The 25,966-nt window shown below is 68.2% G+C and carries 17 protein-coding genes and 1 other RNA gene; 7 read left to right on the top strand and 11 right to left on the bottom strand.

The genetic code is table 11. From position 1 onward, the window contains the following. Nucleotides 1-225 precede the first annotated feature (225 nt). Both istB and istA read right to left on the bottom strand, forming a co-directional pair. A complete protein-coding gene (gene istB, locus AC16DP_RS40560; protein WP_483956967.1) occupies nt 226-984 on the bottom strand; it encodes an IS21-like element helper ATPase IstB in 759 nt (252 codons plus the stop codon). 145 nt (nt 985-1,129) lie between these two features. Next, nucleotides 1,130-2,650, bottom strand: coding sequence for an IS21 family transposase (gene istA, locus AC16DP_RS40555; protein ID WP_329735047.1), 1,521 nt, complete (start codon nt 2,648-2,650; stop codon nt 1,130-1,132). A 516-nt stretch (nt 2,651-3,166) separates the two neighbouring features. Here istA and AC16DP_RS40550 point away from each other — a divergent pair. After that, complete coding sequence (locus AC16DP_RS40550; RefSeq protein WP_329735045.1) at nt 3,167-3,883, top strand: hypothetical protein; 717 nt, start codon at nt 3,167-3,169, stop codon at nt 3,881-3,883. Nucleotides 3,884-3,885: 2 nt separating this feature from the next. After that, complete coding sequence (locus AC16DP_RS40545; RefSeq protein ID WP_329735044.1) at nt 3,886-4,713, top strand: hypothetical protein; 828 nt, start codon at nt 3,886-3,888, stop codon at nt 4,711-4,713. Between the two features lie 31 nt (nt 4,714-4,744). Here the strand turns inward: AC16DP_RS40545 and AC16DP_RS40540 are convergent, their stop codons facing one another. Together AC16DP_RS40540 and AC16DP_RS40535 are read right to left on the bottom strand one after the other, a co-directional pair. Then, nucleotides 4,745-6,412, bottom strand: coding sequence for a helix-turn-helix domain-containing protein (locus AC16DP_RS40540; RefSeq protein WP_329735043.1), 1,668 nt, complete (start codon nt 6,410-6,412; stop codon nt 4,745-4,747). A gap of 39 nt (nt 6,413-6,451) precedes the next feature. After that, a complete protein-coding gene (locus tag AC16DP_RS40535) occupies nt 6,452-9,742 on the bottom strand; it encodes an nSTAND1 domain-containing NTPase (RefSeq protein ID WP_483956966.1) in 3,291 nt (1,096 codons plus the stop codon). 145 nt (nt 9,743-9,887) lie between these two features. Here AC16DP_RS40535 and AC16DP_RS40530 point away from each other — a divergent pair, with 145 nt between their 5' ends. Beyond that, entirely contained in the window at nt 9,888-11,258 is a 1,371-nt protein-coding gene (locus tag AC16DP_RS40530; protein WP_329731210.1) for a hypothetical protein, read from the top strand. Nucleotides 11,259-11,891: 633 nt separating this feature from the next. Here AC16DP_RS40530 and AC16DP_RS40525 read toward each other — a convergent pair. Then, complete coding sequence (locus AC16DP_RS40525) at nt 11,892-15,470, bottom strand: nSTAND3 domain-containing NTPase (RefSeq protein ID WP_329731211.1); 3,579 nt, start codon at nt 15,468-15,470, stop codon at nt 11,892-11,894. A 102-nt stretch (nt 15,471-15,572) separates the two neighbouring features. Between AC16DP_RS40525 and AC16DP_RS40520 the strand changes: the two genes are divergently transcribed. Further along, nucleotides 15,573-15,989, top strand: coding sequence for a hypothetical protein (locus tag AC16DP_RS40520; protein WP_329731212.1), 417 nt, complete (start codon nt 15,573-15,575; stop codon nt 15,987-15,989). Between the two features lie 712 nt (nt 15,990-16,701). Here the strand turns inward: AC16DP_RS40520 and AC16DP_RS40515 are convergent. Further along, on the bottom strand, nt 16,702-18,882 hold the full coding sequence (locus AC16DP_RS40515; protein ID WP_329731213.1) for a KAP family P-loop NTPase fold protein: 2,181 nt from the start codon (nt 18,880-18,882) through the stop codon (nt 16,702-16,704). 322 nt (nt 18,883-19,204) lie between these two features. On the opposite strand from AC16DP_RS40515, the gene AC16DP_RS40510 reads away from it, so the two are divergent. Continuing rightward, the gene (locus tag AC16DP_RS40510) at nt 19,205-19,582 is read left to right on the top strand and encodes a helix-turn-helix transcriptional regulator (RefSeq protein ID WP_329731214.1); all 378 of its coding nucleotides are present in this window, start codon (nt 19,205-19,207) and stop codon (nt 19,580-19,582) included. Here the strand turns inward: AC16DP_RS40510 and AC16DP_RS40505 are convergent. Together AC16DP_RS40505 and AC16DP_RS40500 are read right to left on the bottom strand one after the other, a co-directional pair. Continuing rightward, entirely contained in the window at nt 19,579-19,971 is a 393-nt protein-coding gene (locus AC16DP_RS40505; RefSeq protein WP_329731242.1) for a helix-turn-helix transcriptional regulator, read from the bottom strand. The genes AC16DP_RS40510 and AC16DP_RS40505 overlap by 4 nt on opposite strands. Before the next feature lie 2 nt (nt 19,972-19,973). Continuing rightward, nucleotides 19,974-21,140: a serine/threonine-protein kinase gene (locus tag AC16DP_RS40500; protein ID WP_329731215.1), complete on the bottom strand. Its 1,167-nt coding sequence runs from the start codon at nt 21,138-21,140 to the stop codon at nt 19,974-19,976. A gap of 345 nt (nt 21,141-21,485) precedes the next feature. On the opposite strand from AC16DP_RS40500, the gene AC16DP_RS40495 reads away from it, so the two are divergent. Next, entirely contained in the window at nt 21,486-21,857 is a 372-nt protein-coding gene (locus AC16DP_RS40495; RefSeq protein WP_329731216.1) for a hypothetical protein, read from the top strand. Nucleotides 21,858-21,859: 2 nt separating this feature from the next. Then, nucleotides 21,860-22,345: a hypothetical protein gene (locus AC16DP_RS40490; RefSeq protein WP_329731217.1), complete on the top strand. Its 486-nt coding sequence runs from the start codon at nt 21,860-21,862 to the stop codon at nt 22,343-22,345. A 15-nt stretch (nt 22,346-22,360) separates the two neighbouring features. Here the strand turns inward: AC16DP_RS40490 and AC16DP_RS40485 are convergent, their stop codons facing one another. The 3 genes from AC16DP_RS40485 to ssrA form a co-directional block, all read right to left on the bottom strand. Beyond that, a complete protein-coding gene (locus tag AC16DP_RS40485) occupies nt 22,361-23,290 on the bottom strand; it encodes a DUF2381 family protein (RefSeq protein WP_329731218.1) in 930 nt (309 codons plus the stop codon). Between the two features lie 119 nt (nt 23,291-23,409). After that, nucleotides 23,410-25,350: a serine/threonine protein kinase gene (locus AC16DP_RS40480; RefSeq protein WP_329731219.1), complete on the bottom strand. Its 1,941-nt coding sequence runs from the start codon at nt 25,348-25,350 to the stop codon at nt 23,410-23,412. Nucleotides 25,351-25,525: 175 nt separating this feature from the next. Continuing rightward, nucleotides 25,526-25,891, bottom strand: a transfer-messenger RNA (tmRNA) gene (ssrA, locus tag AC16DP_RS40475). Nucleotides 25,892-25,966 lie beyond the last annotated feature (75 nt).

The raw sequence follows: 25,966 nt of genomic DNA, 5'->3' as shown, positions 1-25,966 counted from the left end.
CCCAGCAGGTAGTCGACGTCGCCCCACTGCTCGTTGAGTTCCTCGAGCATTCGCATGAGGCGCGGCATGGCGAAGCCCGAATCCCCGCGCACCACTATGCGTACGTTGGGGTAGCGCTGCTTGAGCGTGCGTATTCCGGCGAAGTGGAACACTCGTTCCGGGCGAAGTGGAACACCCGTTCCGGCCATGTGGAACAGTCGGAGCGTCAGCGACGCTGGCCGGGGTTCACTTCGCCCCCTTCTTGGACCGGGTCAAATTCCTTTCCGGGTCGCGCACCGAGTCGCCCGTGAGCTTGAGGCGGTGGGCGTTGTGCACCAGCCGGTCGAGGATGGCGTCGGCCAGAGTGGCCTCACCAATCACCGCGTGCCAGTCCTTGGGATCGAGTTGGGACGTCACCACGGTGGCGCCGGAGCCATACCTGTCCTCCAAAACCTCCAGCAGTTCCTTGCGCTCGCTGGCGCCCAGGGGCTCGAGGCCGAAGTCGTCCAGAATCAGCACCTGGGCCTTGGCGAGCCTGCGCAGCAGGTGCGGATAGGTGCCGTCGGCGCGAGCCTGCGCCAGCTCGTCGAAGAGACGCGAGGTGCGGCGGTACACCACGCCGTAGCCATCACGGCACGCCTTCTGTCCGAGCGCGCACGCCAGGAAGCTCTTGCCCACGCCCGTGGGGCCCGTCACCAGCACGTTCTGCGCCTGCGCTACCCAGCGCGAGGTGGACAGCTCCAGCACCTGGGCCTTCGTCAGCCCACGCGCCAGGCTGTAGTCGATGTCCTCCAGGCACGCCGTCTGGCGCAGCCGCGCGTTGCGCAGGCGCGAGCTGAGCTTCTTGTTCTCCCGGTGCACCCACTCGGCGTCCGCCAGCAGGCCCACCAGCTCCGTCGGGCCCATCTGCGTGTCCGCTGGCCGCTCCATCCAGGTGCGCAGGTAGTTGGCCATGCCGTACAGCTTCATCGCGTTGAGCTTCGTAAGCGTCTGCTCCACCAGCATCGTCTCTTCTCCTCGTTGGGGTTGTGGGGTGTTGCTCCGCCGGAGCGCGCCCGAAGGGCGCGCGCAGGCGTCCTCCGAGGCACCGAGCCGTGAGGGCTGGCACCGCGGAGCGTTGTCCGCGCACCGTGGCCGGGCGCGGGAAGCCTCAGTGGTAGTAGTCGGCGCCGCGCACGTTCTCGTGCTGGGGCAGCGGGCCCTTGTCCTCGTGCGCCGCCTCCACCTCCTCGAGGTGGTGCTGGAGGATGGCGGCCACGGACTTGTAGCTGTAAGCGCGGTGGCGCAGCGCCCGCGCGCACGCCTTCTCCACGCGCTGCTGTCCGTGGCGCTCAGCCAGGCGGATGACGCCCAGGGCCGAGCGGAAGCCCTGCTCGGGGTGGGGGCGGCGCTTCATCAACTCCTCCACCAGCGCCGCCGTGCTGGGGCCCACCGTGGCGGCCCAGGAGAGGATTCGACTCGGCGTCCACTGGGCGTGCGCGCGGTGGCTGGCCGGCATGTGCTCGGCCTGGGTGGTGAAGCGTCCGCGCTCCTCGCTGCGCACGTGGCTGGCCACGCGCCGGCCGCCCAGCAGCACCTCCACGCATGACTGCGTGTAGCGCACCTCCACCTGCTGCCCCACCAGCCCGTAGGGCACGCTGTAACAGTGCCCCTCCAGCTCCACGTGGTAGTCCACGTTGACGCGCGCCTTCTTCCAGTGCGCCAGCTCGTAGGGCTTGTCCGGCAGCGGCTTGAGGGCCGCCTTCTCCATCTCCTCGAAGAGTTGCCGCCTGCTCTTGCCCAGCTTGCGCATGGGCCTCGTGTTCAACTTCTCCAGCAGCACCGCCACCGCCTCGCGTACCTCGCCAAGCGACGTGAAGCGCCGGTTGCGCAGCGCCGCCAGAATCCACCTCTCGGCCAGCAGCACCCCGTTCTCCGCCTTCGCCTTGTCCCGCGGCTTGCGTGGCCTCGCTGGCACCACCGCGAAGCCATAGTGCCGCGCCATGTCCGCGTAGCTGGGGTTGATGTCCGGCTCGTACCGGTTGGTGCGCGTCACCGCCGCCTTCAGGTTGTCGGGCACCGCCATCTCCGACACGCCTCCGAAGTACGCGAACGCCCTCTGGTTGCACCCCACCCACGTGGCCACGTCCTCGCTGAAGACGGGCTCCACGTACGTGTAGTTGCTGGCCCCCAGCACCGCCACGTACAGCTTCGCCACCCGCACCTCTCCGCTCACCGCGTCGTGGACTTGCAGCCCGTCTCCGCTGAAGTCCATGAAGCACTTCTCCCCGGCCCGGTGCTCCTGGCGCATGGTGACGCTCACGCTCTTGGCCCACCGCGCGTAGCGCTCGCAGAACTGGCTGTACTGGTAGCCCTCCGGGTGCGTCTCCCGGTACTCCTGCCACAGCAGCAACTTCGTGACGCCCTTCTTCCTGAGCTCCGCGTGCACGTGCGCCCAGTCAGGCTCGGGCCGGCTCGCCACCACCTTCCCCTCGTCCGCGAACAGCAGCGCCGTGAGCGCCGCGTCGTCATCCAACTCCGGCGGCAGCGGCCAACTCGTCACCTTCGCCGCCTGCGCCCGGTACAGGTAGCGGTTGACCGTGCCCACGCCGATTCCCAGGCTCCGGGCTATCTCCCTCACCGACAGCTTCAGCTCCAACCTCTGCCTCAACAACTCTCTCAGCTTGCGCATGGACAGCCTCTCTGCCGCCATCAAGTCCTCCTTTGGGGGGAGGTCAGAGGCGGCGGCTCGTCCAGCACCGTCAACGCTCCACTGTGTCGCCCATCCCTCGGCCTACCTTCCGGGTGCGTTCCACTTGCCCGGAATCGGTGTTCCACATGGCCGGAATGGGCGTTCCACTTGCTCCGGAATCAGTGTTCCACTTGCCCCGGAATCGGTGTTCCACATGGTCCGGTGCACGCAGCTCGTCCAGGTGGGACGCTCGGTGCGCACGCGGGCAGCCCGCCCCGAGCTCCCATTCCAGCAGGTGCATCCGGTGGCTGCGGCCGGGTGTCTTGGAGAGTGGTTTGCCTGAAGGTGACTCCAAGCGTCAACTCCCCTGACGCAGGGGGCGCTCCTCTCCGGCGGAGCGGGAGGACCGGCCGCGTTGGGAGGTCAACGCCCACTAATTCAACGGCTAGCTCCTCGTTTACGGCAGTGCGACCTTGGACGTTCGGTTCCGCACTCTGCCCGGAAGGAGCACCTCCGATGCGCCTGCTGCTGCTGGGAGTCCTCATGCTCCTGGGGTGCACCCCGAGCCCCTCCCGCCCACTCGTGGAAGGCATGGGGGCTTCGGCTCCGGCGGGGGCGAGCCTGCTGGTGCGTGGCGAAGCAGACAAGCTGGATGAATGGGCCGTCTTCCTCCCGGTGGAACTCGACGAGGTGAGCCTCGGTGGCTGGAGCGCGGAGGCGCTGCGCTCGGCCGGCTACCGCATCTCCGTCGTCGAGCTCGAGGACACGGTCGAGTCCGCACCCGCCCAGGTTGCGGGGAACGAGCAGGGTGAGTTCCTGTCGAGGCGCCCTCCCAGACGAGGTGGCCCGGGAGGTCCTCCGGTGCGGCGCCCGCCCTCGCTCAACCCTCGTCCCACTCCGCGGCAGCGCCAGGAGATGCAGCGGCGCGCGGCGGACCTGGCGGCGGTGCAGGCCGCGCGCGAGCTCTACGTCCAGCGGTTGGCCGAGGCACAGGCGCTCTATCCCAACAGCCAGGGATACCAGGACCACCACCTCGTTCCCGTGTACCTCGGTGGACCGAGGAGCGGCACGACGTACCGGATTCCCACCGCCTACCACAAGCTGCTCACCCGCGAGTTCCGGAGGGAATGGAGTTACGACAGGGGAGAGCCCACTCAGCAGCGGCGTCAGGAAATCCTGCTCAAGATCTACTCCCAGTACCCCATCCCCCAACTCATCGGAATCAATCCCTGACCATGCGCGAGATCATCGAATTCAGGATTGGAGAAGCCGAGGCAAGTTCGCTTTTGGGAAAGATAGGGAGGAGCCTGGGAAACGTCCGCAATGTCCGGCTGCCCCTGAAGGACGAGCGGGTCCGCCTGATAGGCGAGTTGGATCGCGAGTTCAACCGGCGAGGACGCTCGTTCTACACGGGCTGGTCCATCTCCCGCCACTACACGCCCGAGGAGATGCAATCCGCCCAGTTATTTGCTCTTCGCCCCCGCTCCATCTTCGAGCCCTGCGGCGAGATGTGCGGGACGGAGTATGACGAATCGGAGGCCTGCCCCCTCTGCGGCGCAGGTGCACGTCAATCAACGGAGCTGCACCTCGAGCCGGAAAGCATTCCGAAGCGGGATCTGAGCTTTACGATCGCCAGGGAGATGGTCATCTCGAATCGGCTGGCCCAGGCCCTTCAAACCCATGGCATCACGGGAGCCGGATTCCTACCGGTACGAGGGCCAACGGGGAGTCTCCTCGAGGACTGGCGTCAGCTCACCATCACCTCCGCGCCGGTGGATGTCGTTGCGCCCACCCTGGTTGGCAACGACCTCTTCGATCTCGACGAGCAGGGGCAGTACCGCTGCCCTCAGGGCCACGTGCTCGGTTTGAATCGTCTCTCCGAGTTGTGGGTACGAAAGGAGAGCTACGACGGCAGTGACCTGGTCCGGACGAGGCAGCTCACGGGCGCCCGACGGGGCGTGTTGCACCCGAAACCCGAAATCCTCCTCTCCCCGAAGCTGTATCGGCTGCTGCGGGAGTTGAAGGTGGGCCGCCTCGTGGTGGAGGTGGCCCACCTGACTTGAGGCTCGAGCGCCAGCTCGAGCTCGATGGCCGCTACGCGCGCAGCCGCTCCATGGCCGCCCGTCCCGCGTCCTTGTACGCCTGCTCCCAGCGGCGCAGCTCCTGGAGGGTCACCCCCACCCGCTCGGCGATGGCCTTCTGGCTCTCCTCACCGGAGAGCATCGCGAGCACCGCCTCGGCCATGACGTCGGCCGAGGGCTTCGGACTCGGCGCCGCCACGGGCATTCCCAGCAGCGAGGAGATGCGCGCCTCGGGCGCCTGGGGCCGCGCGGCCTGCACCTCGCGTGAGAGGGGCAGCGTCACCGCCGGGTCTCCGAGCAGGATGTAGCCCGCGAGATCGTGGCGCAGCATCCACAGGTGCGCGCGCTTCGCGGGGTCCACGGGCCTGCCCCCGCTGGAGGCCGGGGCATACGCCTCCTGGTCATAGAGCAGGGTGAGCTCGGTGTTGGCCTGGGTGAAGAAGCGGAACAGCTCGCCCAGGCCTACCCCCGCGTGGCGGCCCCTCACCAGGCTGTTCATCAGGCCCTGGAAGCGCGAGGGGCGGGGGCGGCCGTCCTGGCCCATGTCCTGGAAGGAGTACGTCCAGGCCAGGTCCGCGTGTCCCACCACCGCCAGCGGCCCTTCGGGGTTGGCCAGCACCGCCTGCGGCAGGGCGGCGACGAAGGGCCGCTCCCCCTCGCGGGGAAGGGACTCCAGCACCCGCTCCAGCCGGCCGGAGAACTCGCCCGCCCCGCGCAGCTGGGACAGCCACGGGTGATAGGCGCTCCGGGCGGGAGTGCCCGCGCCGAAGCAGGCCAGGTAGAACCAGATGCCACCCGGCAGGAAGGGCGTGGAGGCCAGGGAAGAGGCCTCCAGTCTCCCATGGGCCCCCAGGTGCATGGCGCCCTGGAGCGCTCGCTGCTCCTCCACCGTCTTCCAGCCCCCCCGCGGCGCACCCAGCCCGTGACTCACCGTGAAGAGCAGCGAGGCCTGGGGCGAGGACACCTGCTCCAGCAACAGCTCCTTGGACCAGTCCGCCGGCTGGCCCAGTTCGGTCAGCAGCTCGGCGGGGAAGTCGCCCCGCTCCTGGAGCGCACGGCAGCTGGCGAGGCTGGGGGACACGAGCGCGTGGTAGCCCAGGGTGGTGGCGGCGGTGCCATCGTGGGCGGTGTAGAAGAGGGCACGGGCCTTGCGCGCGGGCAGGGGCGTGCGCGCCCAGCGCAGCACCTTCCGCACATAGGCCTCGTAACCGGCGTCCGAGGAGAAGGCGAGCCGGCCCACGAAGCCGTCGCTGGCGAGCACCTGCTGCAGCTCGAGCGACACCTCGTCGAAGTCGCCCAGGAGCAGCAGGTAGCGGGGCTGGTCCCTCGTGGGGACGCGCTCATCGTGCAGGACGGTCTTCATCCACTGGACGGCCTGCGTGGCATCCTGCCCGGGAGGCACCCGGTAGACGCGCGGCTCCACGCCCTCCTGCTGCTCCCGGCGCAGCGCGCGCAGCGGGGCCATCAGTTCCAGCAGCCTGTCTCCCCGTGCACCCTCGGGGGCCACCACGCCCCAGCGCTGGAGCGGCAGCGAGTCCGGGTCGCCGCCCTGGTCATACAGATGCTCAGGGGTGCGCGGAGCCTCGGGCCTGGGCTGCCGGGCCGCGGTGTCGAGCGGCAATCCCTCTCTCAGGATGGGTTGATGGTCATCAGCACCGGCCAGCAGCAGTTCGAACTCCATGGGCCTCACCTGGGGTGGAAGGGCATCCGGACAACAGACTCACTGGGTGAGGACCGCGGCTGCTGGCGTCCGGCTGTGCGAGCGCTCGCATTGCTCATGGCCTGATTGTGATTCCTCGGGAGACTCCGAAAGGAAGCGCTGGCGCTCGTTCGGGTCCAGGCAAATGCTCGTAGCGGAGTGCAGCAAACCCTGGAGTTCTGCAATCCCTACCGTCCAGATTCGTGCCTTATCAGCGGAGGCCGTCACCACCCGTTTGCCATCCGGGCTGAAGGCGGCGGAAGTCACAACCTCCTCATGGCCGCGCAGCACCACCGGCTCGCCCTTCCCGTCCGCACTCCACACCCGCGCCGTCTTGTCCCAGGAGGCCGTCACCACCCACTTGCCATCCGGGCTGAAGGCGGCGGACTTCACTAAATCCTCATGGCCGCGCAGCACCACCGGCTCGCCCTTCCCGTCCGCACTCCACACCCGCGCCGTCCCGTCCGAGGAGGCCGTCACCACCCACTTTCCATCCGGGCTGAAGGAGACAGAGCTGATGCTCTCTTGGTGCCCAGCAAGAACCGCGCTGCTCAGAGGACGCTGGAGAATGTCGATGGCGGTCTGTCTCCACTCCAGCGTTCCTTCCGGGTGCGTCACCTCACGTAGCACCAGAGCCGCAAGGGTCGGAACCTGCCCAAGCAGGTTGCTGGCGTGAACAACTCGTGAGGTATCCATCACCACGAGCCGTTGGCTCTGGGCCTGCCTTCCCTGCCACGCCGCCACGAGCCCGAAAGCGACGGACAGCAGCACGAGCACGGCCATCGCGGAGAGCACCCGTTTCCGCCGCCTCTTCCTGCCCGCCTCGGCCGCATCCGACTGCCCCACCAGACGCAAGCTCCTCGCCGACAACTCTCCGGGATACCTGTCCCGGACCTGGTGGGCGTAGCCCAGCCGATCCCCCGTCAGCAGGTACGACGCACCCCGGTCCTCTCCCCGCTGGTGCTCCTCCCACGCCTCCGCCCACGCCTCCAGCTCCCGCAGCTGCTGCTCCCGCTCCCAGTCCGCCTTCACCCACTTCTGCAACATCGTCCACCGCCGGATGAGCGCCTCGTGCGCGAACTGCACCCACACTCGCCCCTCCTCCTCCCCGTTCACCAGCAGCCGGCTCCTCACCAGCTTCTCCAGCACCACCTCGAAGTCCTTGCGCGCCGCCTCCCCGGACGGTCTCACCTCCTCCACCCACACCCGCCGCCGCGTCCGCGGGCTCGTCATGTCCCGCGAGCCCACCAGCTTCACCAGCAGCCGCCTCGCCTGCCCTTGCTGCGCCTTCGACAAGGAGGCGTAGAGCTGGTTCGCCGTCTCCGTCAGCGCTCCCGTCACTCCCTTCATGTCCGCGTACGCCTGGTGCGTCAGCCTCCGGCCCACCCGGTTCTTCCACAGCAGGTCCAGCGCGTACTCCAGCAAGGGCAACGCTCCGGGCTCCTGGCCCAGGTCCGCGAGCAGCTTCTGCACCAGCCCGGCCTCCAGCTCCAACCCCACCGCTCGGGCGGGCTTCTCGATGGCCGCCGCCAGTTCCTCCTCGCCCATGCGCCCCACGAAGAGGCGGTGCGCCTCCGAGTACACCACGCTGTCCAGCCGCGTCCGCTCGTCCAGCGCCACCTCTCCACAGCGCTCGAAGTGGTCTACCCGCAGGGTGCTCATCACCACGCACTCCCCCCCGGTACGCATCGCCAGCTTCCACAACACCCGCACGAACGCGGACTGCTCCTCCGGGCCTGACAGCTGGGTGAAGGCCTCTTCCAACTGGTCCACCACCAGCAGCAGCTTCCGCCCGGGCCGCTTCTCGTGCAGCCGCCGCGCTTCCTCCAGCACCTCGGCCTCGGAGGCGCCCGGCCCTCCCACCACCGGCTCGCTGGAACCGAGTGCACGCAGCCGCTTCCGCAGCCCCCCCAGCGAGGGGAAGCTCCCCTCCGAGCCCCCGCCCCCGCCCACCAGCTCGCTCGGACGCACCACCACCGCGTCCCAGTCCTTCTCCTCCAGCAGCAGCGGCACCAGCCCCGCCATCACCACCGAGGACTTGCCCGCGCCCGACGCTCCCGCCACCACCTGGAAGCGGGGCCGCTGCCCTTCCACCGCCTCCCGCACCCGCTCCCGCAGCTCCTTGGCCAGCGCCTCCCGCCCGAAGAAGAAGCGCCGGTGCTTCGCCTCGAAGGCCAGCAGGCCCCGGTACGGCCTCAGCGCCAGCGGACGGAGATCTGTCCCCTCATCGGCGCGGGCAAGGAGCTGCAGCGAGGCCCAGTCGAGCTGGCGCCCTTCCAGTCTCAGCTGCTGCCGCGCCTCCCCCAAGGCCCGCTCCAGCGAGCACGACTCCCCCAGCAGCTGCTCGTACAGCACCTCCGTCATCCGGATGGAACCCGCCACCGACAACGGCAGCCGCGAGGCCACCACCGCCGCAATCCCCACCCGGTGCAGCTCCTGCGCCACACTCCCCACGTGTCTGCCTGGCTCGCCCGAGCTCCCACTCCGGCACGCGCTCAGCACCACCAGGCGCAGCGTGCTGGCGTACGGGGCCAGCACCTGGCGCAGCCTCGCTCCATCCACGAAGTCCGGCTCCCCTCCCTCGCGCGAGGCATTCCACTTCAGCCCATAGGTGGCTCCTGCCTGGCTTCCATGGCAGAGGATGTGGAGCACCGCGACGGGCTCCCGGGCCGTCCTCAGCGCCTCCGCCAGCCCCTTGAGCGACACATTGCCGAGCACGTCCTGGCGCGCATCGAACGGCACGTCTCCCCGCTCGCACGCTCGCGCAATGGCTCTCTGGTGCGCCTCCGCCCCCACGTCTCCTGCCGCCGTGGACCATGCGAAGAGGATGCGTCCCCCCTCCGCGGGCGCAGCCGTGCGTGCCGGGCCCTCCGCCCGGGGCCACTCGTAGCGCAGCGTGCACCCGGGCACCTCTCCCAGGTGCTGCCCACTCCCCTTCAGCGTCAGCAGCTCCCACGGCAGCGCGTACAGCTCCGCCGCTCCCGAGCGCAAGGACACCTGCACCTCGCGGCCCTCGGCCAGCGCCTGCTCGATGGCCGCTTCCTGCATTCCCCAATCCAGCCGTCCCAGGAAGGAGCGCAGGTTGTTGCCCAGGCGCTGCACCGCCTCGCTCCCAGGCGTGGGGCTCTCGAGTGCCTCCAGGTCCGCCAACACCCCCGGGTTCCACGGAAAGGGCGCGTTCTGGAACACCCCGCCTTCCAGCCGGAGCTGGTAATCCTGCTCCTCGAACCGGAAGGCGTACGGGTCTCCCGCCTCCCGGGCTCGCGAGAACTCCAGCACCAGCGCATACGGTTTCTTCTGGGTCGGGCCCATCTTCCCCCCGGAATGACGACGGAGACGCCAACCCTAGCGCACTCCCCCAAGCGCCACCACGGACAGCGCCTGTCTGGTCCGCCGCGGCCCAGGTCTGCTAGAGGAGATCTGAAGACTCCCAGCACCTCACCCTCGAAGGACTCACATGCGCACTGTCATCCTGAGTGACCTGCACCTGGGCAACGGACAGGGCTACGACATCTTCGCGGGAGACACGGCGCTCCCCGCGTATCTCGACTCGCTCGCGGATCGTCCCACCCGGGTGGTGCTGAATGGAGACACGGCCGACTTCCTGATGAACGAGGATCCGCTCCAGCTCCAGACGGAGCGTGCGGTGGCGCAGGCGCGAGCGCTCGTCACCAGCCCCGCCACGGCAGCGGTGTTCGCCTCCCTGGGACGCCTGCTGGCCGGGGGCGGTGAGGTCCTCATGCGCCTGGGCAACCATGACATCGAGCTGGCCCTGGGCGAGGTGCAAGCCGTGTTTCGCGAGGCGCTGCGCCAGCCGCGCGAGGTGGCCGCCCGGCTCGTGTTCCGCCGCGGGGACACCCCGGAGCTGCTGGACGTGGGAGGAGCGCGGCTGCTGCTGGCCCATGGCGAGCACGGGGACGACTGGAACAAGGTGGAGTACGCCCACCTGCCCGGCCCGGGCGCCGCCGACAGCGCGCGGGCCGAGGACTACCAGTACTCCGCCGGCTCCGTGCTGGTGAAGACGCTGCTCAATCCGCTCAAGCGCCAGTATGGAATGCGCTTCGCGGACCTGCTGGTGCCGGACTTCCAGGGCGCGGTGATGGCGGCCCTGGCCGTCAACCCCACGGCGGTGAAGCTGATGTTCCAGCGCACCTCCCTCGACATCCTCTGGCAGCTGTTCCGCAAGTCGAAGATGCCGATGAGCTTCGACCCCGAGGAGCCGGCCCCGGCGGACCTGGGCCTGGCCCCGAGGCTCGCCGAGGCAGGCCTCACCGCCGAGGAGCAGGAGGAGCTGGAGCGGGTGCTCGGTTCCTCGGCGATGAGCTTCGACGGGGACGAGGAGGTGCTCACCCAGGCCCGCCTCAAGCTGGCCCGCGCCTGCCTGGGCGCCTATGCGCGCACGCAGCGGCTCGTGGTGGGACAGAGCGGTGAGCGCTACTTCAGCCTGGAGCCCACGGAGGCGAAGGAGGCCTGGCGGCTGGCGGAGAAGTTCGAGGCCGGAGCGGTCATCATCGGCCACACCCATGCAAGCCGCTGGAAGGAGGACGCTGGAAGGGTCTACGCGAACTCGGGCAGCTGGATCTGGGTGATGCGGCTGCCCTCACCGGAGGCGTCCGACGCGGTGTGGACGGACTTCCTCCAAGAGCTGCAGCGCAACCCCGGGCTCGCCCCCGAGAAGGCGAAGCTGGCGAAGCTGGAGACCCGCTTCACCGCCGTGATCGCCGAGCCGCATGCGAGCGGAGGCGCCCAGGTGTCGCTGGTGGAGTGGAAGCCCTCGGAGGGCAAGGTCCTGCCGCTCGCCACCACGCGCGTGGCAGCGGTGGCCTGAAGCCTCACGTCACGGCCTGGTGGCCTTCACCGCGACTTGTCCGGGTCCTACTCCCCCGAGGCGCAGCCGCTCGATGTACTCCGCAGGCAGTCCTGCGCTCTGCGCGCCGCGCACCAGTGCTCCCCCAAGCAGGTGAGGAGGAGGCGAGCTTGGCGCGTGAAGGGGCCGGTCGCCCGCGGAGATCGCGCGGCGCTCCCGCGAATCGCTCCAGCGGACACTCGCCGATGCCGGTGTCGCCTGACGACCCCCATCCCCCGCGCAAAAAAGAAAACCCCGGCCCACCTGATGGCGGCCGGGGCTCTTTCACTTCAGTGGAGGCGGCGGGAATCGAACCCGCCGCCAGAGACTTCCGGCGAGAGCGCTCCAGAGCGGTCGAGAGCGGTTTCCGTAGGACTTCCGGCCGGTTACGCCGCCCCCTGCCCCATGCTGGGCTGTGTTGAGGACGCTCCAGCGCGGGCCTGCTGTAGCAATGTAGCAAGGCACGTCGCGGCGGCCCTGGATGCCCTGGAAGGGGGCAATCTGGCGCGGGCTGCGACCCTCCTCCGCATCCTGCTTTCGTAGGACTCGAGCAGTCGCTGCAGGATCTGGCGGCGACGTTCGCGCTCCTACGAGACGTGCTGCTCAGCCCGTGAGTTACCGACCGAGGTAGCTCAGCAGCCCCACCGGCCATCGCTCCGCCTCGGTCCCTTCCACTCGCTCCCCAAGACGGAGACGCGCAAGTGCCTGCCTGGCGGCACTCCGCACCGGCATATCCGCCCCGTCTTCCTCGTGGACGTACCAGGACTGGTCCCATGTATCTCGTGCGAGCGCCTCAAGCGCCGGGATGCCGTCGAGCCAGCCCAGGCGGTCGATGGTCTCCGCGACCTCCTGGCGGACGGGACCGCTCTTGTCGGTGTGCATCGCGAGAAGCTCCAGTCGCTCCTCATCACTCGAGGAGTCCGCGAGCATCGCGATGGCCAGGCGGCGGCAGCGGTAATGTGGGTCCTTGAGCAGGGCCTTGACCGATTCCCTGGCCATGGGGTCGGCGTGCAGCGCGAGCCCGGCGCGCAAACGCGCCTCCTTTTCCGGAGAGTGGAGCAGCTGCTGGGCCTGTTCGCGCATTGGCGCCCCCGCGCGCGCCAGCAACAGGAGCGCGGTCGCCGCCCAGGTGTGTCGCTGGCTGAGCACGACCGCACGAAGCAGGGCGCTCGCCTCCGTGTCGAAGGCCTGAGTCGCGCGAATCAGCCCCTCCTCATCCTTTGCCCCCAGCGCCTGGAGCGCGTTCTCGATCGGCCCCGCTCCTGGTGTCGCCTCTCTCACGAGGCGACGAATCGGCTCGAGGGCCGCATGCTCCGAGCTACCCTGGTGGAAGGGGAACATCGCGAACACCAGCTCGATCCGACGGCGCGCGGAGGCCTGTCGAAGGGCGGCGCTGAACGACGCCTGAAAGCGGCCCGGCTCCAGGGAGTGCGACTCCTTTCGGAGGAGGTGTTGCAGACGTCGGGCGGGAAGCGCCTCCAGCCGAAGGAGCCACGTCTCCACCAGGGGGGTGGGAAGTGTGGAGTCCCAGGGGAACTGGTTCCACACGTCGTCATCCTGGTCGTGTGTCTCCGCGAGCTCGATGAGCGCATCGAACTCGTCCGGGGTCATGTCTTGTCCTCGCTTGAGCAGGCTCATGGCCCAGGGGCGGATCAAGGACGCTTGCTCCGGATGCGTGAGGATCCACCGCCAGCCCTCGGGCTGCCGCCTCCTCCAGGAGACGGCGGTTGTAAGCCCGTCCTGGAGCCACCCGTCCCCCTCCGAGGCCTTCTCCGAGAAGTGCTCCTGGGCCATGGTGTCCATCACCTGCTCGCCCCAGTCGGTCTCAGGGACCCGCTTGTTCCATTCGTGCTCATGTGCCCGGAGGGCGCGCACGCAGCGCATCAGCACGTCCTCGAAGGGCGCTCCTTCCAGCAGGGCACCCAGCACCAACTCCTGGAACTCTCCCGTCGTGCCGGCGGGCGCATTGTCGAGCACGCTGTCGAGCCCACGGAGGTACTCGGGCGCGAGGTTCCAGCCGAAGCGACGAAGGAACTCCGGACGACGCTCGTGGTTCTCGAGTGGGAGTTCGGTGAATGGGAGCATCCACTCGACGTATCGTCCGGCGAGCTGACGGGCCGCGGCGTCCTTCGCTATCTGGGCCAGTTCCTCGTCGGCCCAGCGTGGAGCGACCCATCGCAAGGTACTCAGGCCATCCGGCATCCGCTGGTCGTTCAGCAGGGCGTCGGTGACCTTCTTCACGGCATCGGCGGCCCTCGAGAACGCTCGGAGGAGATACAGGGACTGAGCGAATGCGTGGGGTGTCGGCGCTTCCAGCACGCCGTCGCGGAGCCAGGTGTCGAGCGCCTTCTGGCGTGTGGGTCTCAACACGAGGACAGACGGCTGGAAGGCCTCGAGCATGGTGACCGCCCACCCGAAGTCCTCTTCCTGGATGAGCTTCTCGACGAGGTCCGCGCGCGCGTGTTCGATGGCGTCCACGAAGTCGTCACTCTTCCAGGCCAGCTCGAGCCCCTTCTGGAGCAAGGGGTGCACGGTGTAGCCCGTGGTCCGCTCGCGCAGCGAGCGGCGGTCACGCAGCCACCGCAGGACACCCACGGCCCGTACTTCCTGGCCGTCCATGGCCCCGCTCAGCGCTCGGCCGAAATGGCCGGCGGCCTCCTCCGTCACGGTGCCCTTCGTGGTCAGCAACGCCCAGATGACGAGCGCACCCAGGGCGAAGGACAGACCCCGCTCCCTGACTTCCCTGGCAAGACGCTCACTGAGCATCTCGTGCTGCGCTCCCGCGAGGAGGCACTCGAAGTTGGCCTTCTCGCGGGTCTCGAGGCCAGCGAGCTGGTCCACGAACTCGACAAGCACCAGTGGATTGCCCGTTCGTCGAACGAGCTCGGGGATGTGCTCCTCCAGCCACTCCGCTCGCCAGGTTCCAGCGGCGCCCAGGCGGCGCCGCGCGATCTCGGCACGGGCCTCCAGCGGGTAGTCCTCCGCGCTGAGCGTGACCTGGAACCTGGCGAGCTTCTCCCGCTCCTTTTCCGTGACGGGCCCCGGGTAGAGGCCCCATGCGGAGGTGAGGAGGAACTTCTTGTCGGGTCCCGCCCGCCTCAGTCTCTCAAGCAGGTCCGAGGCCCACCCCTCACGCCCCTCGCGTCGCTGGTATTTTCCCCACGGGTCCTCGAAGGCGAAGAGGTGCCGGCCGGGTAGCCGTATGCGCTCGTCGACCTCGAGCCATGACGGATCGAGAACCAGCTCGAAGGGCACCCCCTCCCGTCGGAGCTCTTCCGTCAGGGTCGTGGCCGTCAGGCTCTTTCCGCTCCCAGGCGGGCCGAGCAGGAAGACGGCATGGAGTTCCTGCAACCGCTCCTGCGCGATCCGAAAGGAGACAGGTGGAACGAAGCCGACGAGCTCCGGCGAGCTCCGCGGCCGTCCTCCGCTCTCCGGCGAGCAGATGACCTGCTCGAGCTCCTCTCGCCGCCATTGTCCGGGGTGTGTTCCCTGGAGCCTGCTCCAGACCTGCCGCTCCAGGAGGTCGAGGCATGCGTCGACGCGCGTCGACGGGACGTGCCCGTGGGTCATCAGCAGATCCTTGGACCGGCGTGTGACCAGTTCCTCGGAGCACATGTCCATGATGGCGATACGCGGGGCGAGCCGTGCCGGATCGAGCCCCTGCTTCCGTGCGGCCTCCTCCACGGCCACGGGGAGTCGAGGCTCGATGGGGGCCGCGGTAAACTCCGGTACGCGCAGCGACGGCAGGTGCTCGCCTGTCGCCTGCGAGGAGGTGACGAGGAGGTACCGGGTGGAGGGGTCCCTCAGTGCGACGAGGGGGGGCGTGCGGCGGTTACTCGTGGATGCGTCTGGCTCCGCGATGCTCGCCGTCATCAAGCTGGTGAAGTCCCCGGACGTCCAATGCGCGGCGCGCCGCTTCACCTGGACGTTCAGGCGCGAGTCGCTCAGGCCAACGACCGCGCGGGCCTCCGCGTGTTCTTCACCTTCGGGGTTCGCGGCCCTCCGCAGGACCGCCTCGATGTCCTCGCGATCCACCGGCTCGACGGTGATGCCGTCGCATACGCGGCGATGGAACATCAGCTCCAGGGCCATCCAAACGGTCACCCGGACCTGATAGTGGAAGCCGCTCATTGCAACGATGGCCCCTGTCATCCGCTCCTCACACTCGATGTCGCCCAGGCGGCGCGTACCCATGCCGTCGCGGCGTTCTTGGAAGCCTCTCCACCGGCCGGAGCATGTCAAGTCTCGTCAGCTCCGCTGCTATACCCTCCGGACTTCATCGCCTTCGTGGAGCGCGTGCGCACCGTTCATCGGGAGCGCATCGGCGCGATGACCGCCATGCGCCGTCCGCCCTCCCTCACGCCGCCCCTCCCTTCAACCCCCGAGCCCTCCGCGGCGGATCTGGCACTCCGGGGAACAGCCTCCCCCTCGCGTGGCTGGTACTTGGTGCCCTTCGGCGTGGGCCACTTCCAGCACGGCCGGCGCACCCAGGGAACCGTGCTGGCGGTGACGCAGGGGGCGAGTCTGGCCATTTCCGCGGCAGCGCTGGACACGGCGCTGGCGCTGCGAGGCCCCGACGGGCGGTACAGCGCCGGGGACGCGAGCGTGACCCGAGGGCTCAACATCTCCTACCTCGTGGGGGCCTACGCATTCGCTGCCCTCTACGCCTACGGTGTCCTCGACGGCCTCGTCCTCACCCCACGAGACCCTTGAGTCCTCCTGGGTTGGACCCATCCCTGTGCGTCTCTCCGGCGAGATGGGGAGGCAAAGGAGCCGCTCCCCGCAGCGGATTACGGCGGCCAACACCTTCCCCTACCCCACGCCGAGCTGTGTTGAGAGCGCTCCAGAGCGGGTCTGCTGTAGCAATGTAGCAAAGCACGTCGCGGCGGCCCTGGCGACCCTGGAAGGAGGCAACCCGGCGCGGGCTGCGACCCTCCTCCGCATCCTGCTCTCATAGGTCCCGAACCCCACAAGCAGGCAGGGGCTCCACGGAGCCCAGTGGGAGGCTGACGACAGCGTGTGCCCTGGCGAGGAGTGGCTGGGGAGGAGCAGGTGGAGGAGCGCGGGTGGGAGTACCGGCGGAGACAGCCGGAGGGGACGGTGCTGTATGCGGCGGTGAGGGACAACCTCGCCACGCTGCTGGCGGACGTGTTCACCTGCGTGCCTACCTCTCCCCCCATGGGAGGTCGGCCTGGGCAGTCGTGTATCTCAAGGGGCTGCGCGGCCTGTCCACCCGCTTGGCTCACTGCTCGGCCGGCGCCTGTCAGCGCTCCTCCTCGGCACCTCCGCTCCTGCCCTCACCCCCAACATGGCCTCTATCCCGCCTATACGCATACGCCGCGCGTTCAAGAAGCACCTGCTCCAGGAAAGCTACATCCCCACGAACGAGCCGCATCGGTAATCTGACGCTGCAACGGGATGGGGCTCACCCAGCATCCCCTCGTTCATCGGGGGCCCCGGCGAGGCGCGCCACTTCCTCTTTGACGTCGTTGATCGACTCGTGGAGTCTCCACAGCCCATAGCTGATGAGGGCCGCGAACGGCACCTGCCTATGTGTGTCCTGCAGCACCGTCTCGGTGGCGTTCTGGATCCTGTCCTTCAACTTCTCCAGCAACCAGGCCCTGGGTACGACCGCCTCGAGTGTCATCGTGTCGAGAGTGAAGAACTCCCCCACTTGGTACCCTCCCGAGACGGGCTTGACCCCTACAACGCAGCACCCGAGGAGGTCCTCGACTCGCCAGGAACTCTCTGCGCGCTCCAACTCCGCGACCATCCAGTCATGCACGCGCTTGCGTCCTTCAACCTCCGCCCAGGTGGCCGCCATGGCGATGCACCACTGCACCTTGGGCAGCTCCTGGTTCGTCATGGCGGCGAGAATCTCCGGCACCCGGTGAGCGATCCTGAGCAGCAGCTCCCTCCCTCCTTGCCGGTCACTCGCGGGCAGCAGCACACGGAGTCGCATCAGCCGGAAGAGGAAGCGGATCTCCATGGAGTCCGTGAGGGCCAGACTCACGAGCTCTGTTGCACCCTCGGAGAGGACCACGAGCAAATGGAGTGACAGGTCCCGGAAGTCGGTGCGCTGGAGCAGGTCCTCACCGCTCTCATGCGCCGCCCGGTACCGGCGCGCGAGTACGATCAGGAGGTGGGCTCTCTGGAGCGCGTCAAGGCCAGGCTCCAGCGCCTTCAGCTTTGGGAGGACCAGCTCGAAACTCTCCCGGAGCCAACCCTCGAGCCGGGCCCTTTCCGCTTCGGTCCCTGCCCTCCCCAGGGTGGAGAACACCTTCTCGATCTCGTCCTCGGACACATCTCCCGGCGGCACACCGAAGTAGAAGTACCGCTCGAAGTAGTGCGTATCCGCAGCCCGCCGCTCGGTGGTCCCGCCGAGGAGATCCCCGCCCGAGGATGAGAAAGAGCCCGCCGGGAAGACCGCCGCGATGAGCTTGACGATCGTCGTGGCCTCGGATTCCGGCACGCCAGCGCTCGTGGCGATGACGGGCCACTGCAGCTGCCTGCCCATACTATCGGTGGGCCCCTTGTTCGTGAGCAGCTCCTGCTTGCGGCGATGCAGCTCGCGGTACAGCAGCGGGTAGAACGTGCGCACGTAGCTCAGCGCGACGAAGTCCGGCAGGTCCACCCGATGCACCACCAGAGGGAGGTACGCCGCGACTTGGGCGAAGAACCGCTTGATGCTGCGCGGCTCGTTCAGCCTCATCAGGAGATCGCTCTTCAGCAGCGCCTGCAGCCGGGCCTTCTCCTGATCGGTGATGGGCTTGCGCAGCCCGGAGAGGAGATCCTCCACACAGCTCTGGATCATCTCCTCCGCCTGCACCCGGTGCACGGTGGGCAGGTCCAGCCGGACCTGGACGATCTTCTCCAGGTACGCGAGCGCCCGGTCCGGGCTGCCCCGCGCCAACTGGCTCTCCTTCAGCACCGACAGGAGCGTCTGCTCGTCATAGGCGAGCAGATAGTGGATGCCCGGCAGCCGTCCCAGGAGCCGGATCAGCTTGAACACCATCAGCAGCTCGTCTGGCATCAGCCGGTCCAGATCATCGATGACGACCAGGATGCGCTGCGGGAGATCCGCGAGCGCCACCTCCAGCCGCTTCTTGAGCTTCTGGGTCGAGGCCTTGCTGTCCAGGAGCTTCCCGAGCGTCTCGGCCAGCTTGCCCGGGTCGAGGAACCCCATGGCGTTCGCCAGAATCGCACTGGGGACCTTGAATGCGCCCCCCAGCGACAGCAGCTTGCTGGCGTAGCTCTGCAGCGTCTCGCCCGCCGTCTTCGTCTGGAAGTCGTCGGGGATCGCGCTGGAGATGGCCTCGAAGAAGCCGATCATCAACCCGTCGAGCGAGGACACCTCCCACGGGTTGAAGGCCACCACCTTCCACTCGTCGGAGTGGTAGGTCTCCAAGGAGCGCGTCACCAACCCCAGCAGCGAGGACTTCCCGCTCCCCCACGGGCCGATCAGCGCGAGCACGGTGCTCGACTCCTTCGCGGGCAACCTCTGGATGACCTCAACGATCTGGCGGGCGAAGCCCCAGCGGTTGAGCTTGTCGTCGCGGGACTCGAAGATGGGATCGTCCGCCAGCAGGTGCAGCGCTCGGTTCATGGTGTCTCCGTCAGGCCCGTACAGCGGACGGTACCTCAGAGCGCCAGCCTCCAGCCCAGAATATGAGTCGACGTCTCCAGGGATGGCTGACAGAACGAAATCGGGAGCATCTCCCTACGAGCCGCAGCATCACGCGCAGCTCCTTGGCCTGGTCCTGCTCCTCGGGCTTGGGCGCAGCCACCTGGGCTCGCACCGCCCGAGCTGCTCACCAGTCGAACTCGAAGTTGTCATAGAGGGGGGGAGCAGCCGCCATCAGGTAGGTCCCCGTCACGTGTTGATGTTGATCATCGCGGTCCCCCTCCTGTTGCGGTAGACGCACACCATGGACGAGAAGCTGCGACACGCGCTGGGGGACGCGGCCCGGGCTGCTCGCCTGCGGCTGGGCCTCACGCAGGCGGAGGTGGCCAAGAAGGTGCGCCTGAAGTCCGGCGTCTACGGCCGGGTCGAGCGGGGCGCGATGGTGCCCAGCGTGCCCACGCTACGGCGCATCTGCGAGACCCTGGGCATCTCCTCGGATGCGCTCCTGTCCCTGGGTACTCAGGCCCACGAGGCAACGGTGCCGACCCCTCCACCCGAGGCTGGTGAGCACCCGGAGCTGAGCCGCATCATCCACATCTTGCAGGGCTGGCCGCCGGAGAGGTTGGCGCTCTTGCGCAAGCTGCTGGAGACGGCCGACACCCACCTCTCGGGCGAGAGCTAACGGGCCTCGGGCTGCACGAGGCTGCGCGCCATGTCACCGACAGCGGTGAGCTGCTTGTCGTCCAACTGGCGCAGGGTGCGCAGCAGACGGCGCATCTGCGGCGATTCCTCCGAGGTGGGCTCGGACTCCTTCAACCAGGCCGTCGCCTCGCCCGTTTGCAGTCCCAGGGCGGCACTGGCATCCACCCGCAGCACCATGCACAGCTTGCACAGGGTGAGGACGCTGGGCGTCAGGTGGCCCCGCTCCATCCGCCCGTACACCTCGGTGACCACTCCCACGCGCTCGGCCACGTCCGCCTGGGTCAGCTCGGCCTCGAGCCGGGCCTCTCGCAGCATTTCTCCCAGGTGGACGGTCAGCTTCTTCTTCATCAGGTGCGTGCCGTTCTTCATGGTCACTCGCTCCGCTCCTTCTCTTCCTCCTCGGCCGTGGCTTCCTCCTCGGGAGTGAGCAGGACGCCCTTCTCGATGGGGAAGGCGCCTGTCTCCTGGGGAGCTGGCTTGTCGCGGTCGAGGGCTCGCAGTTCCGCCGCTGCCCTGGAGCGTCCGAACCGCTTGCCCTGGCCGCTCAGCCATGCGCACAGCTCGTCCCTCATCTCTCCGCCACTCTGGTAGCGCTCGTCCGGGTTGCCGCGCAGGGCCTTGTGGAGAATCCGCTTGAGCGGCTCGGGCACCTTGCGGGCCACGCGCTCCACGTCCTCCGGGCCGAAGCTCAGGATGCGGTCAGCCAGCTCCCCCACGCTCGTCCAGGTGGGACGCTCGGCGCGCACGCGAGCGCTGTACCGGACTGCTTCCGGGGACTCAGGGAAAGGCAGCCTCTCGTCCGGGGAGTCCAGCGGGTACTGACCCGACAGCATCTCCAGCAGCACCATGCCCAGCGAGTAGAGGTCGGCCCGCCCATCCGGCTCCTGATGGCGCACCACCTCGGGCGCGGCATAGTCCAGCTCCGCGCGCAGCACCTTGGAGGGCGTGTCCAGCCGTCCCACCATCCGCGAGTACGCCACGCCGAAGTCGGTGAGCTTCACCCGGCCGCTGGACTCCAGCCGGATGCTCATGGGGCTCACCGCCCGGTGGACGACGTGCAGCGGCCGGCCCGCCTCGTCCTGGCTGTTCCAGGCGGAGTGGAGCGCGTCGGCCACCTCGGCGGCGATGTAGACGGCATGGGCCGGTGCGAGCCTCCTGCCCAGCAGCAGCGCCGTCTCCATGGCCGTCGCCAGGAAGAGGCCCGGGGCGTGCTCCATCACCACGTAGGGCTCGCCCTGGTGCTCCGCCAGCCCGTACACCTGGGCGATGCCGGGGTGGCGCAGCCGTGTGGCGAGCTGCACTTCCTCCACGGCCCGCTGGCGGCGCTCGTCCTCGGGCGGCATCTTCACGCCCTTGAGGATGACGAGGCACGGAACGCTCTCCCCGTGCAAGGAGGTGCGCCGGGCAATGGCCATGGGATCATGTGCGTCCGCCAGCGGAGCGACGAAGGTGTAGCGGTACTCGGGTCCCTCGAAGAGAAGACCGTCAGGACCCGAGGGGCGGATGGGGAAGCTGCCGCTGCCTGGTTGCTCGTTCACGAGGATGCCTCCTGAACCTTTCAGGTTCTCATATTGAAGAATGAGTTCCTTTCAGGTAACACGAGTGGCCCCCTGAAGAAAGTCCCGTGCAACTGCGCAAGTCGGTAGCTTGCCTCAACCTGTTGGAGTGGGTAACCCTCACCTGAAACCCGGCTGATTGGCCAGTAGACGGTTGGACGTGTTGATAACCCCACGCGGCGAGGAATTACCGCATTACTTGGATTGATGGTCTTTGCGACCTGGTCCAGAATCGCATGACAACCCACCGTAGGAGGGCTCATGCACTTCTTGGGACCTGGCAGATCGGGCAGCACGTGCGGCCCGCGCCTAGAGGTTGTCATCGCCATGATGTTGGCCTCGGGGTGTGCGGGTGCAGATGCGGCACTCGCGGACGTCGAGTGCAACCAGACGGACAGCACCGCCACCTGCTGCCTGAAGATGAACCCCGGCCAGTACGAGAGGTGTGGCGTGACGCCCCCGCCGCAGTCGGTTGAACGAATAAATGCAGCGGTTCCCAAGCTCCCGACTCGCGCGGAGAAGGAAAGATGGCGCAAGGACATCTGCACGCCAGCCTACGACAGGTGCATCGATGCTGGCGGTGGAAGCGTTGAGGGCCGCGTCTGGGGCGAGACGCAGTGCAAGGCGTGCTTCGAAGCCTGCATGCGCTACGGGTCATGGCCCAAGGAGGCCAACGACAAGCCCTGTCCGGGAGCGTAACCATGCGACGCACACGAAAAGAGCGCGGGCTGGCGCGTGGGCAGGAAAAGGACCAGCTCCTCGTGAAGCTGTTGAAGGCCGACGCCCCCTACGAGGAGATCAAGCGTGCATTGCTGGAGCTGGAGAAACGGTGGTTGAGCGAGGCAAAGACCGAGGTTGAACGTCAGCAGACCCGGCGCAGCATCGCGGAGGATCTCATCTCTCAGGCGTACTCGTTCGACATGCCGTGGGAGGAGTTCGGCCAGTGGCTTCGCCGTGTCCAACGGCTCGGCTTCTCCAACCTCGCGCTGCGTGTCCACATCGCCTGCCTCTACGTGCAATCGCTCCACCTCTACCCCCGCCGGGCCCGGGAGGCATGGGAGATGCTGGAGGACGCGGAGCGGAGGGTCCTGCGCATCCGCAAGGCTCACTTCCTCCGGAAGGAGAGCCTGAACGCCATTGCCTACGCGAAGGAGGTGGCCCCGGTGGGCAGGCCCACCTCCCGATGAAGGGGAGCTGTATGCCTACGGGAACGTTACGCCGTCGAGAGTCACGCCCCCGTCTCCGGCCTCATCCGCCCACAGCTTGAGCATGAAGGTGCCCCGGGCCTCGCGCTCCGTCGCGTTCATCTCCACGGTGATGCTCCCGTACTTCCCCGGCGGGATGGGTTCCAGGGGCCACACCGTCAGCCCCGTCAGCGCCTCCTGCCTGGCGCCCACCAGCGCCGCCCCCGTGGGCGTCCACGCCACTGTTCCCGGATTGAACAGCTTCACCTTCACGGCCACTCGTCCTCGCCCCTCCGGTCCGACGGCCCGGTAGCTGATGACCTTCTGCGCGACGAGCGAGTTTCCCGGACGCCGGGTGACGTTGAGGGTAATCACCTTGGCGACGATGTCCTTCTCGTCGAGCCACCCGTTCTCGATGAGGCCCATCAGCCCCACCTGACCGCCGCACTCGGCCTGGAGACGCGCCTTCTCCTCCCGGCACTGCTGGACCTCGGCTCGTGCCTGCTGCTCGCCCTGCCGGAGGGAGGCCACGGTGCGCTCGTGGCGCGACACCTCCACCTGCCGCTCCGCCTGGGAGGGGTGAACCACCAGCACGAACGTGGCGCTCGCAGGGGCCGCGCCGTCCTCGAAGTGGACCGTCACCCGCACGTGCTCTCCGTCGTGCAGCGCCTCCGAGGCCACGAGCATCAGGGTGTCGTCCACCACCTTCACCCGGCGGAACCGCTCCCGTCCCTCCACCACCACGCGCGCCAGCTTCGCGTCGAAGAGCAGGTTGAGGGTCAGTTCCGGCCGGATGCACACCTCCGGCGGCTTGCTGGGGGCGTCCGCCGTCAGCTCGATGTAGCGCGTGCCCTCTTCGCAGGTGGGGAGCGGCACCTGCTCGGTCGCGTCGGTGGGTGAGGCGAGTAGGGCCAGCCCGAGCAGGGCGGTGGAGGACAGGGCGAACACGGAGCGGGCACCTCTACGAAGAAAGCGAAGAGACCGGAGGCGTGGGCTCTAACACACCATTCTCCCCGGTCGTGCGCGAGCTGCCCCCTGCCTCCTGCCCGCCAGGCACTCGGATGGCGCTACTGGAAGCGGTTCACCGTCCTCACGTCCACGAAGGGGTTGACCCTGATGGCCTCGCCATCGGACCTGCTCTCCAGGCCACGCTCGATACCGGCTTCCCTCAGTTCCATGCAGACGGTGAACGTGTCCCCGGTGGGCGTCACGGCCTGGGTGATGTGGCCGTAGACGCGCTTCTCCCCGATGCAGAGCTGGCCGGAGAGGCGGGTGCCGTTCGGCAATGCCGTTCGTCCATCCACGTCCCAGTCGCCTTGCAGCTCAATCGAGAAGGCGCCTTCCTTCACGGGGACGGGCTTGCCCGTCTCCCACCCGGGGAAGACGGCGCTCCCGGCCCTGTTCCCGATGGGGATGCCGAGCTGGCGCGTCATGGTCTCGACGGCACCGGCCGGGCACGCCTGGGGGGCGGGCGCCTTGCGGACCTGGGCACCGGGACAGGCCATGTTGGCGGCGGCGGCCACGGCGAGCAGCACGTTGGCCCCGGTGGAGCCGGTTCCCTTGTTCTCCACCTGTGAGCCGGGGGCCTTCTTCTTCATGCGGGTGGTTCCCTTGCTGAGCGTCACGGTGGTGACGGGCGCAGGGGTGTCCGCCTTCGAGGGCGCTGCGCCTGTGTCAGCTTCGGGCGGCTTCCACGGGGGCGCCACTTCGTGGACGGGCGTGGCCCATGGCATCGGTCCGTCGAAGGAGAATTCCGCAGGTACGGGAGACGTCAACACCGGCTGGCCTGGAGCAGGGGACGGCGTTGGGACGGGAGGCGCCGGCCGGAGCTGGCCGAGGACGTTCACCACACCCAGCACGAGGCCCACCACGGTCACGGCCACGAGGAGCGGAACTGCGCGTCTCACCCGGGTACGAAGGGTGGGGACGGTTGATGCGGTGGGCGGCTCGGGTAGGGCAGGGAGCTCGACGGGATGGGCGGGAGCAGCGGGAGGCGCGGGCGGCCTGCCCCGCTTGGGCTTCTGCCTTATCCACCTGCGCAGCCACGCTTGGCTGTCGTGGCCCACCAGCTCCGGCGCGTCATCGGTGGTGCGTCCGTCCGCCGTCCAGCCGTAGCACAGCGCCATCTCCCAGCGGTGGGGGTCCGCCTTCGCCTCTTCCAGCAACTTCTCCAGCGCCTCGCACAGGGCCTCGGCGTCCGGTACGCGGGCAGCCGTCTTGGCCAGCAGGCGCAGGCACAGGTTGCTCAGCGCCGGAGGCACACGAGAGTTGCGCACGTGCGGGGGCTTGGGCTTGCCCGCGCGAATCTCCGCCATCAGCTCGTCATCCGGGCCGTTGAAGGGGTACACGTCCGTGACGAGCACGTAGAGGATGACGCCCAGGGCGTACAGCTCGTCCTTCACCGAGTAGTCGTAGCGCTCCCCCCGTTTTCGGTTCTCGCGCAGGAAGAAGGCCACGGCCTCGGGGCTGCGGTAGCGGAGGTTGGCCGGGGCCAGGGCTCCGGTGACGCGAGGAGCGCCCGGCATGGTGCCCGCGCCGAAGTCCACCAGCACCGGCGCTCCGTCCGCCTCGCGCACCAGCACGTTGTCGCCCTTCAAGTCGCGGTGCTTCACCTCCTGGGCGTGAACCGCCTTCAACGCCCGGGCGAGCGGCAGCAGCTTCTCCACCAGCTCGCGGGCGCATGGGTTGTTGTCCCGAGCCCACCGGTAGAGCGTCACTCCCGGCACGTACTCCATGACGAGCACCAGGTACTCGGGCTTCTCCTCCGGCCACTTGAAGTGGCTCAGCAGCCGCACCACGTTGGGGAACTCGTGGCGGAGCATGATGAACAGCTCGCGCCAGCCCCACTCACCCACGCTCTCCAGGTGGATGAACTTGAGGGCGCATGGGCTGCCATCTCGCCACGCGAGGAACACCTTGCCGAAGCCGCCAGCTCCCAGCTTCTTCTCGATGCGGTAACCGCCCACCACCATGTCCGGCCGCACCACGTCCTCCAGCGTGGGCTTCATGGTGCCCCTCCTGCGACACCAGCGTGTAACGGTAGGAGTTCGGTCACGTGCTCAACCTCGGAAGTGAGGAGGCTAGCAAAAACCTGGGGCCGCTCGTGCTCGGAGAAATCCCTCGCAGCCTCGGCGGAAAAAGAAAGCCCCGGCTCGCCTGATGGCGGCCGGGGCTCTTTCACTTCAGTGGAGGCGGCGGGAATCGAACCCGCGTCCGAAAGCCTTCCGTCCTTTGACCCTACGTGCGTAGTCCGCGATTTGCTACGTCCCCCAGACTCCCACGGACGGGATTCTGTGAGCCGGTCCTGGATGATCTCACCGCCGAGAGTCCAGGCACCCTCGACGGCCAGCCCGCATTATGACGGTCCTACCCCGCCCCACGGGCCGAGAGCAGGAGGACCGCGCACTAGGAAACTGCTAGTTAGGCAGCCAGCGCGAGCTCAACGTTGTCGTTGGCTTTTGTGTCTTTGTCGGTTGGTTTTACGAGCGAACCAACAAGCTCGGCACGCGTCTCGAACTTCCATGCCCCCGTCGAAACCAGGTCGCCCCCTTCGGGCACTTCAACTTCGCTCACTTCCTCTTTGCTCCACCCACCATAACCGCTGACGGCGCCCGGTCAATCCTT

The organism is Archangium sp. (assembly GCF_057119385.1).
This window is presented reverse-complemented; position numbering and strand designations above follow the sequence as displayed.

Excerpts from the sequence above, each read along its gene's own strand:
- istB (WP_483956967.1), bottom strand. The coding sequence starts at position 984 with ATGCTGGTGGAGCAGACGCTTACGAAGCTCAACGCGATGAAGCTGTAC.
- istA (WP_329735047.1), bottom strand. The coding sequence starts at position 2,650 with ATGCGCAAGCTGAGAGAGTTGTTGAGGCAGAGGTTGGAGCTGAAGCTG.
- AC16DP_RS40550 (WP_329735045.1), top strand. The coding sequence starts at position 3,167 with ATGCGCCTGCTGCTGCTGGGAGTCCTCATGCTCCTGGGGTGCACCCCG.
- AC16DP_RS40545 (WP_329735044.1), top strand. The coding sequence starts at position 3,886 with ATGCGCGAGATCATCGAATTCAGGATTGGAGAAGCCGAGGCAAGTTCG.
- AC16DP_RS40540 (WP_329735043.1), bottom strand. The coding sequence starts at position 6,412 with ATGGAGTTCGAACTGCTGCTGGCCGGTGCTGATGACCATCAACCCATC.
- AC16DP_RS40535 (WP_483956966.1), bottom strand. The coding sequence starts at position 9,742 with ATGGGCCCGACCCAGAAGAAACCGTATGCGCTGGTGCTGGAGTTCTCG.
- AC16DP_RS40530 (WP_329731210.1), top strand. The coding sequence starts at position 9,888 with ATGCGCACTGTCATCCTGAGTGACCTGCACCTGGGCAACGGACAGGGC.
- AC16DP_RS40525 (WP_329731211.1), bottom strand. The coding sequence starts at position 15,470 with ATGGGTACGCGCCGCCTGGGCGACATCGAGTGTGAGGAGCGGATGACA.
- AC16DP_RS40515 (WP_329731213.1), bottom strand. The coding sequence starts at position 18,882 with ATGAACCGAGCGCTGCACCTGCTGGCGGACGATCCCATCTTCGAGTCC.
- AC16DP_RS40510 (WP_329731214.1), top strand. The coding sequence starts at position 19,205 with ATGGACGAGAAGCTGCGACACGCGCTGGGGGACGCGGCCCGGGCTGCT.
- AC16DP_RS40505 (WP_329731242.1), bottom strand. The coding sequence starts at position 19,971 with ATGAAGAACGGCACGCACCTGATGAAGAAGAAGCTGACCGTCCACCTG.
- AC16DP_RS40495 (WP_329731216.1), top strand. The coding sequence starts at position 21,486 with ATGATGTTGGCCTCGGGGTGTGCGGGTGCAGATGCGGCACTCGCGGAC.
- AC16DP_RS40490 (WP_329731217.1), top strand. The coding sequence starts at position 21,860 with ATGCGACGCACACGAAAAGAGCGCGGGCTGGCGCGTGGGCAGGAAAAG.
- AC16DP_RS40480 (WP_329731219.1), bottom strand. The coding sequence starts at position 25,350 with ATGAAGCCCACGCTGGAGGACGTGGTGCGGCCGGACATGGTGGTGGGC.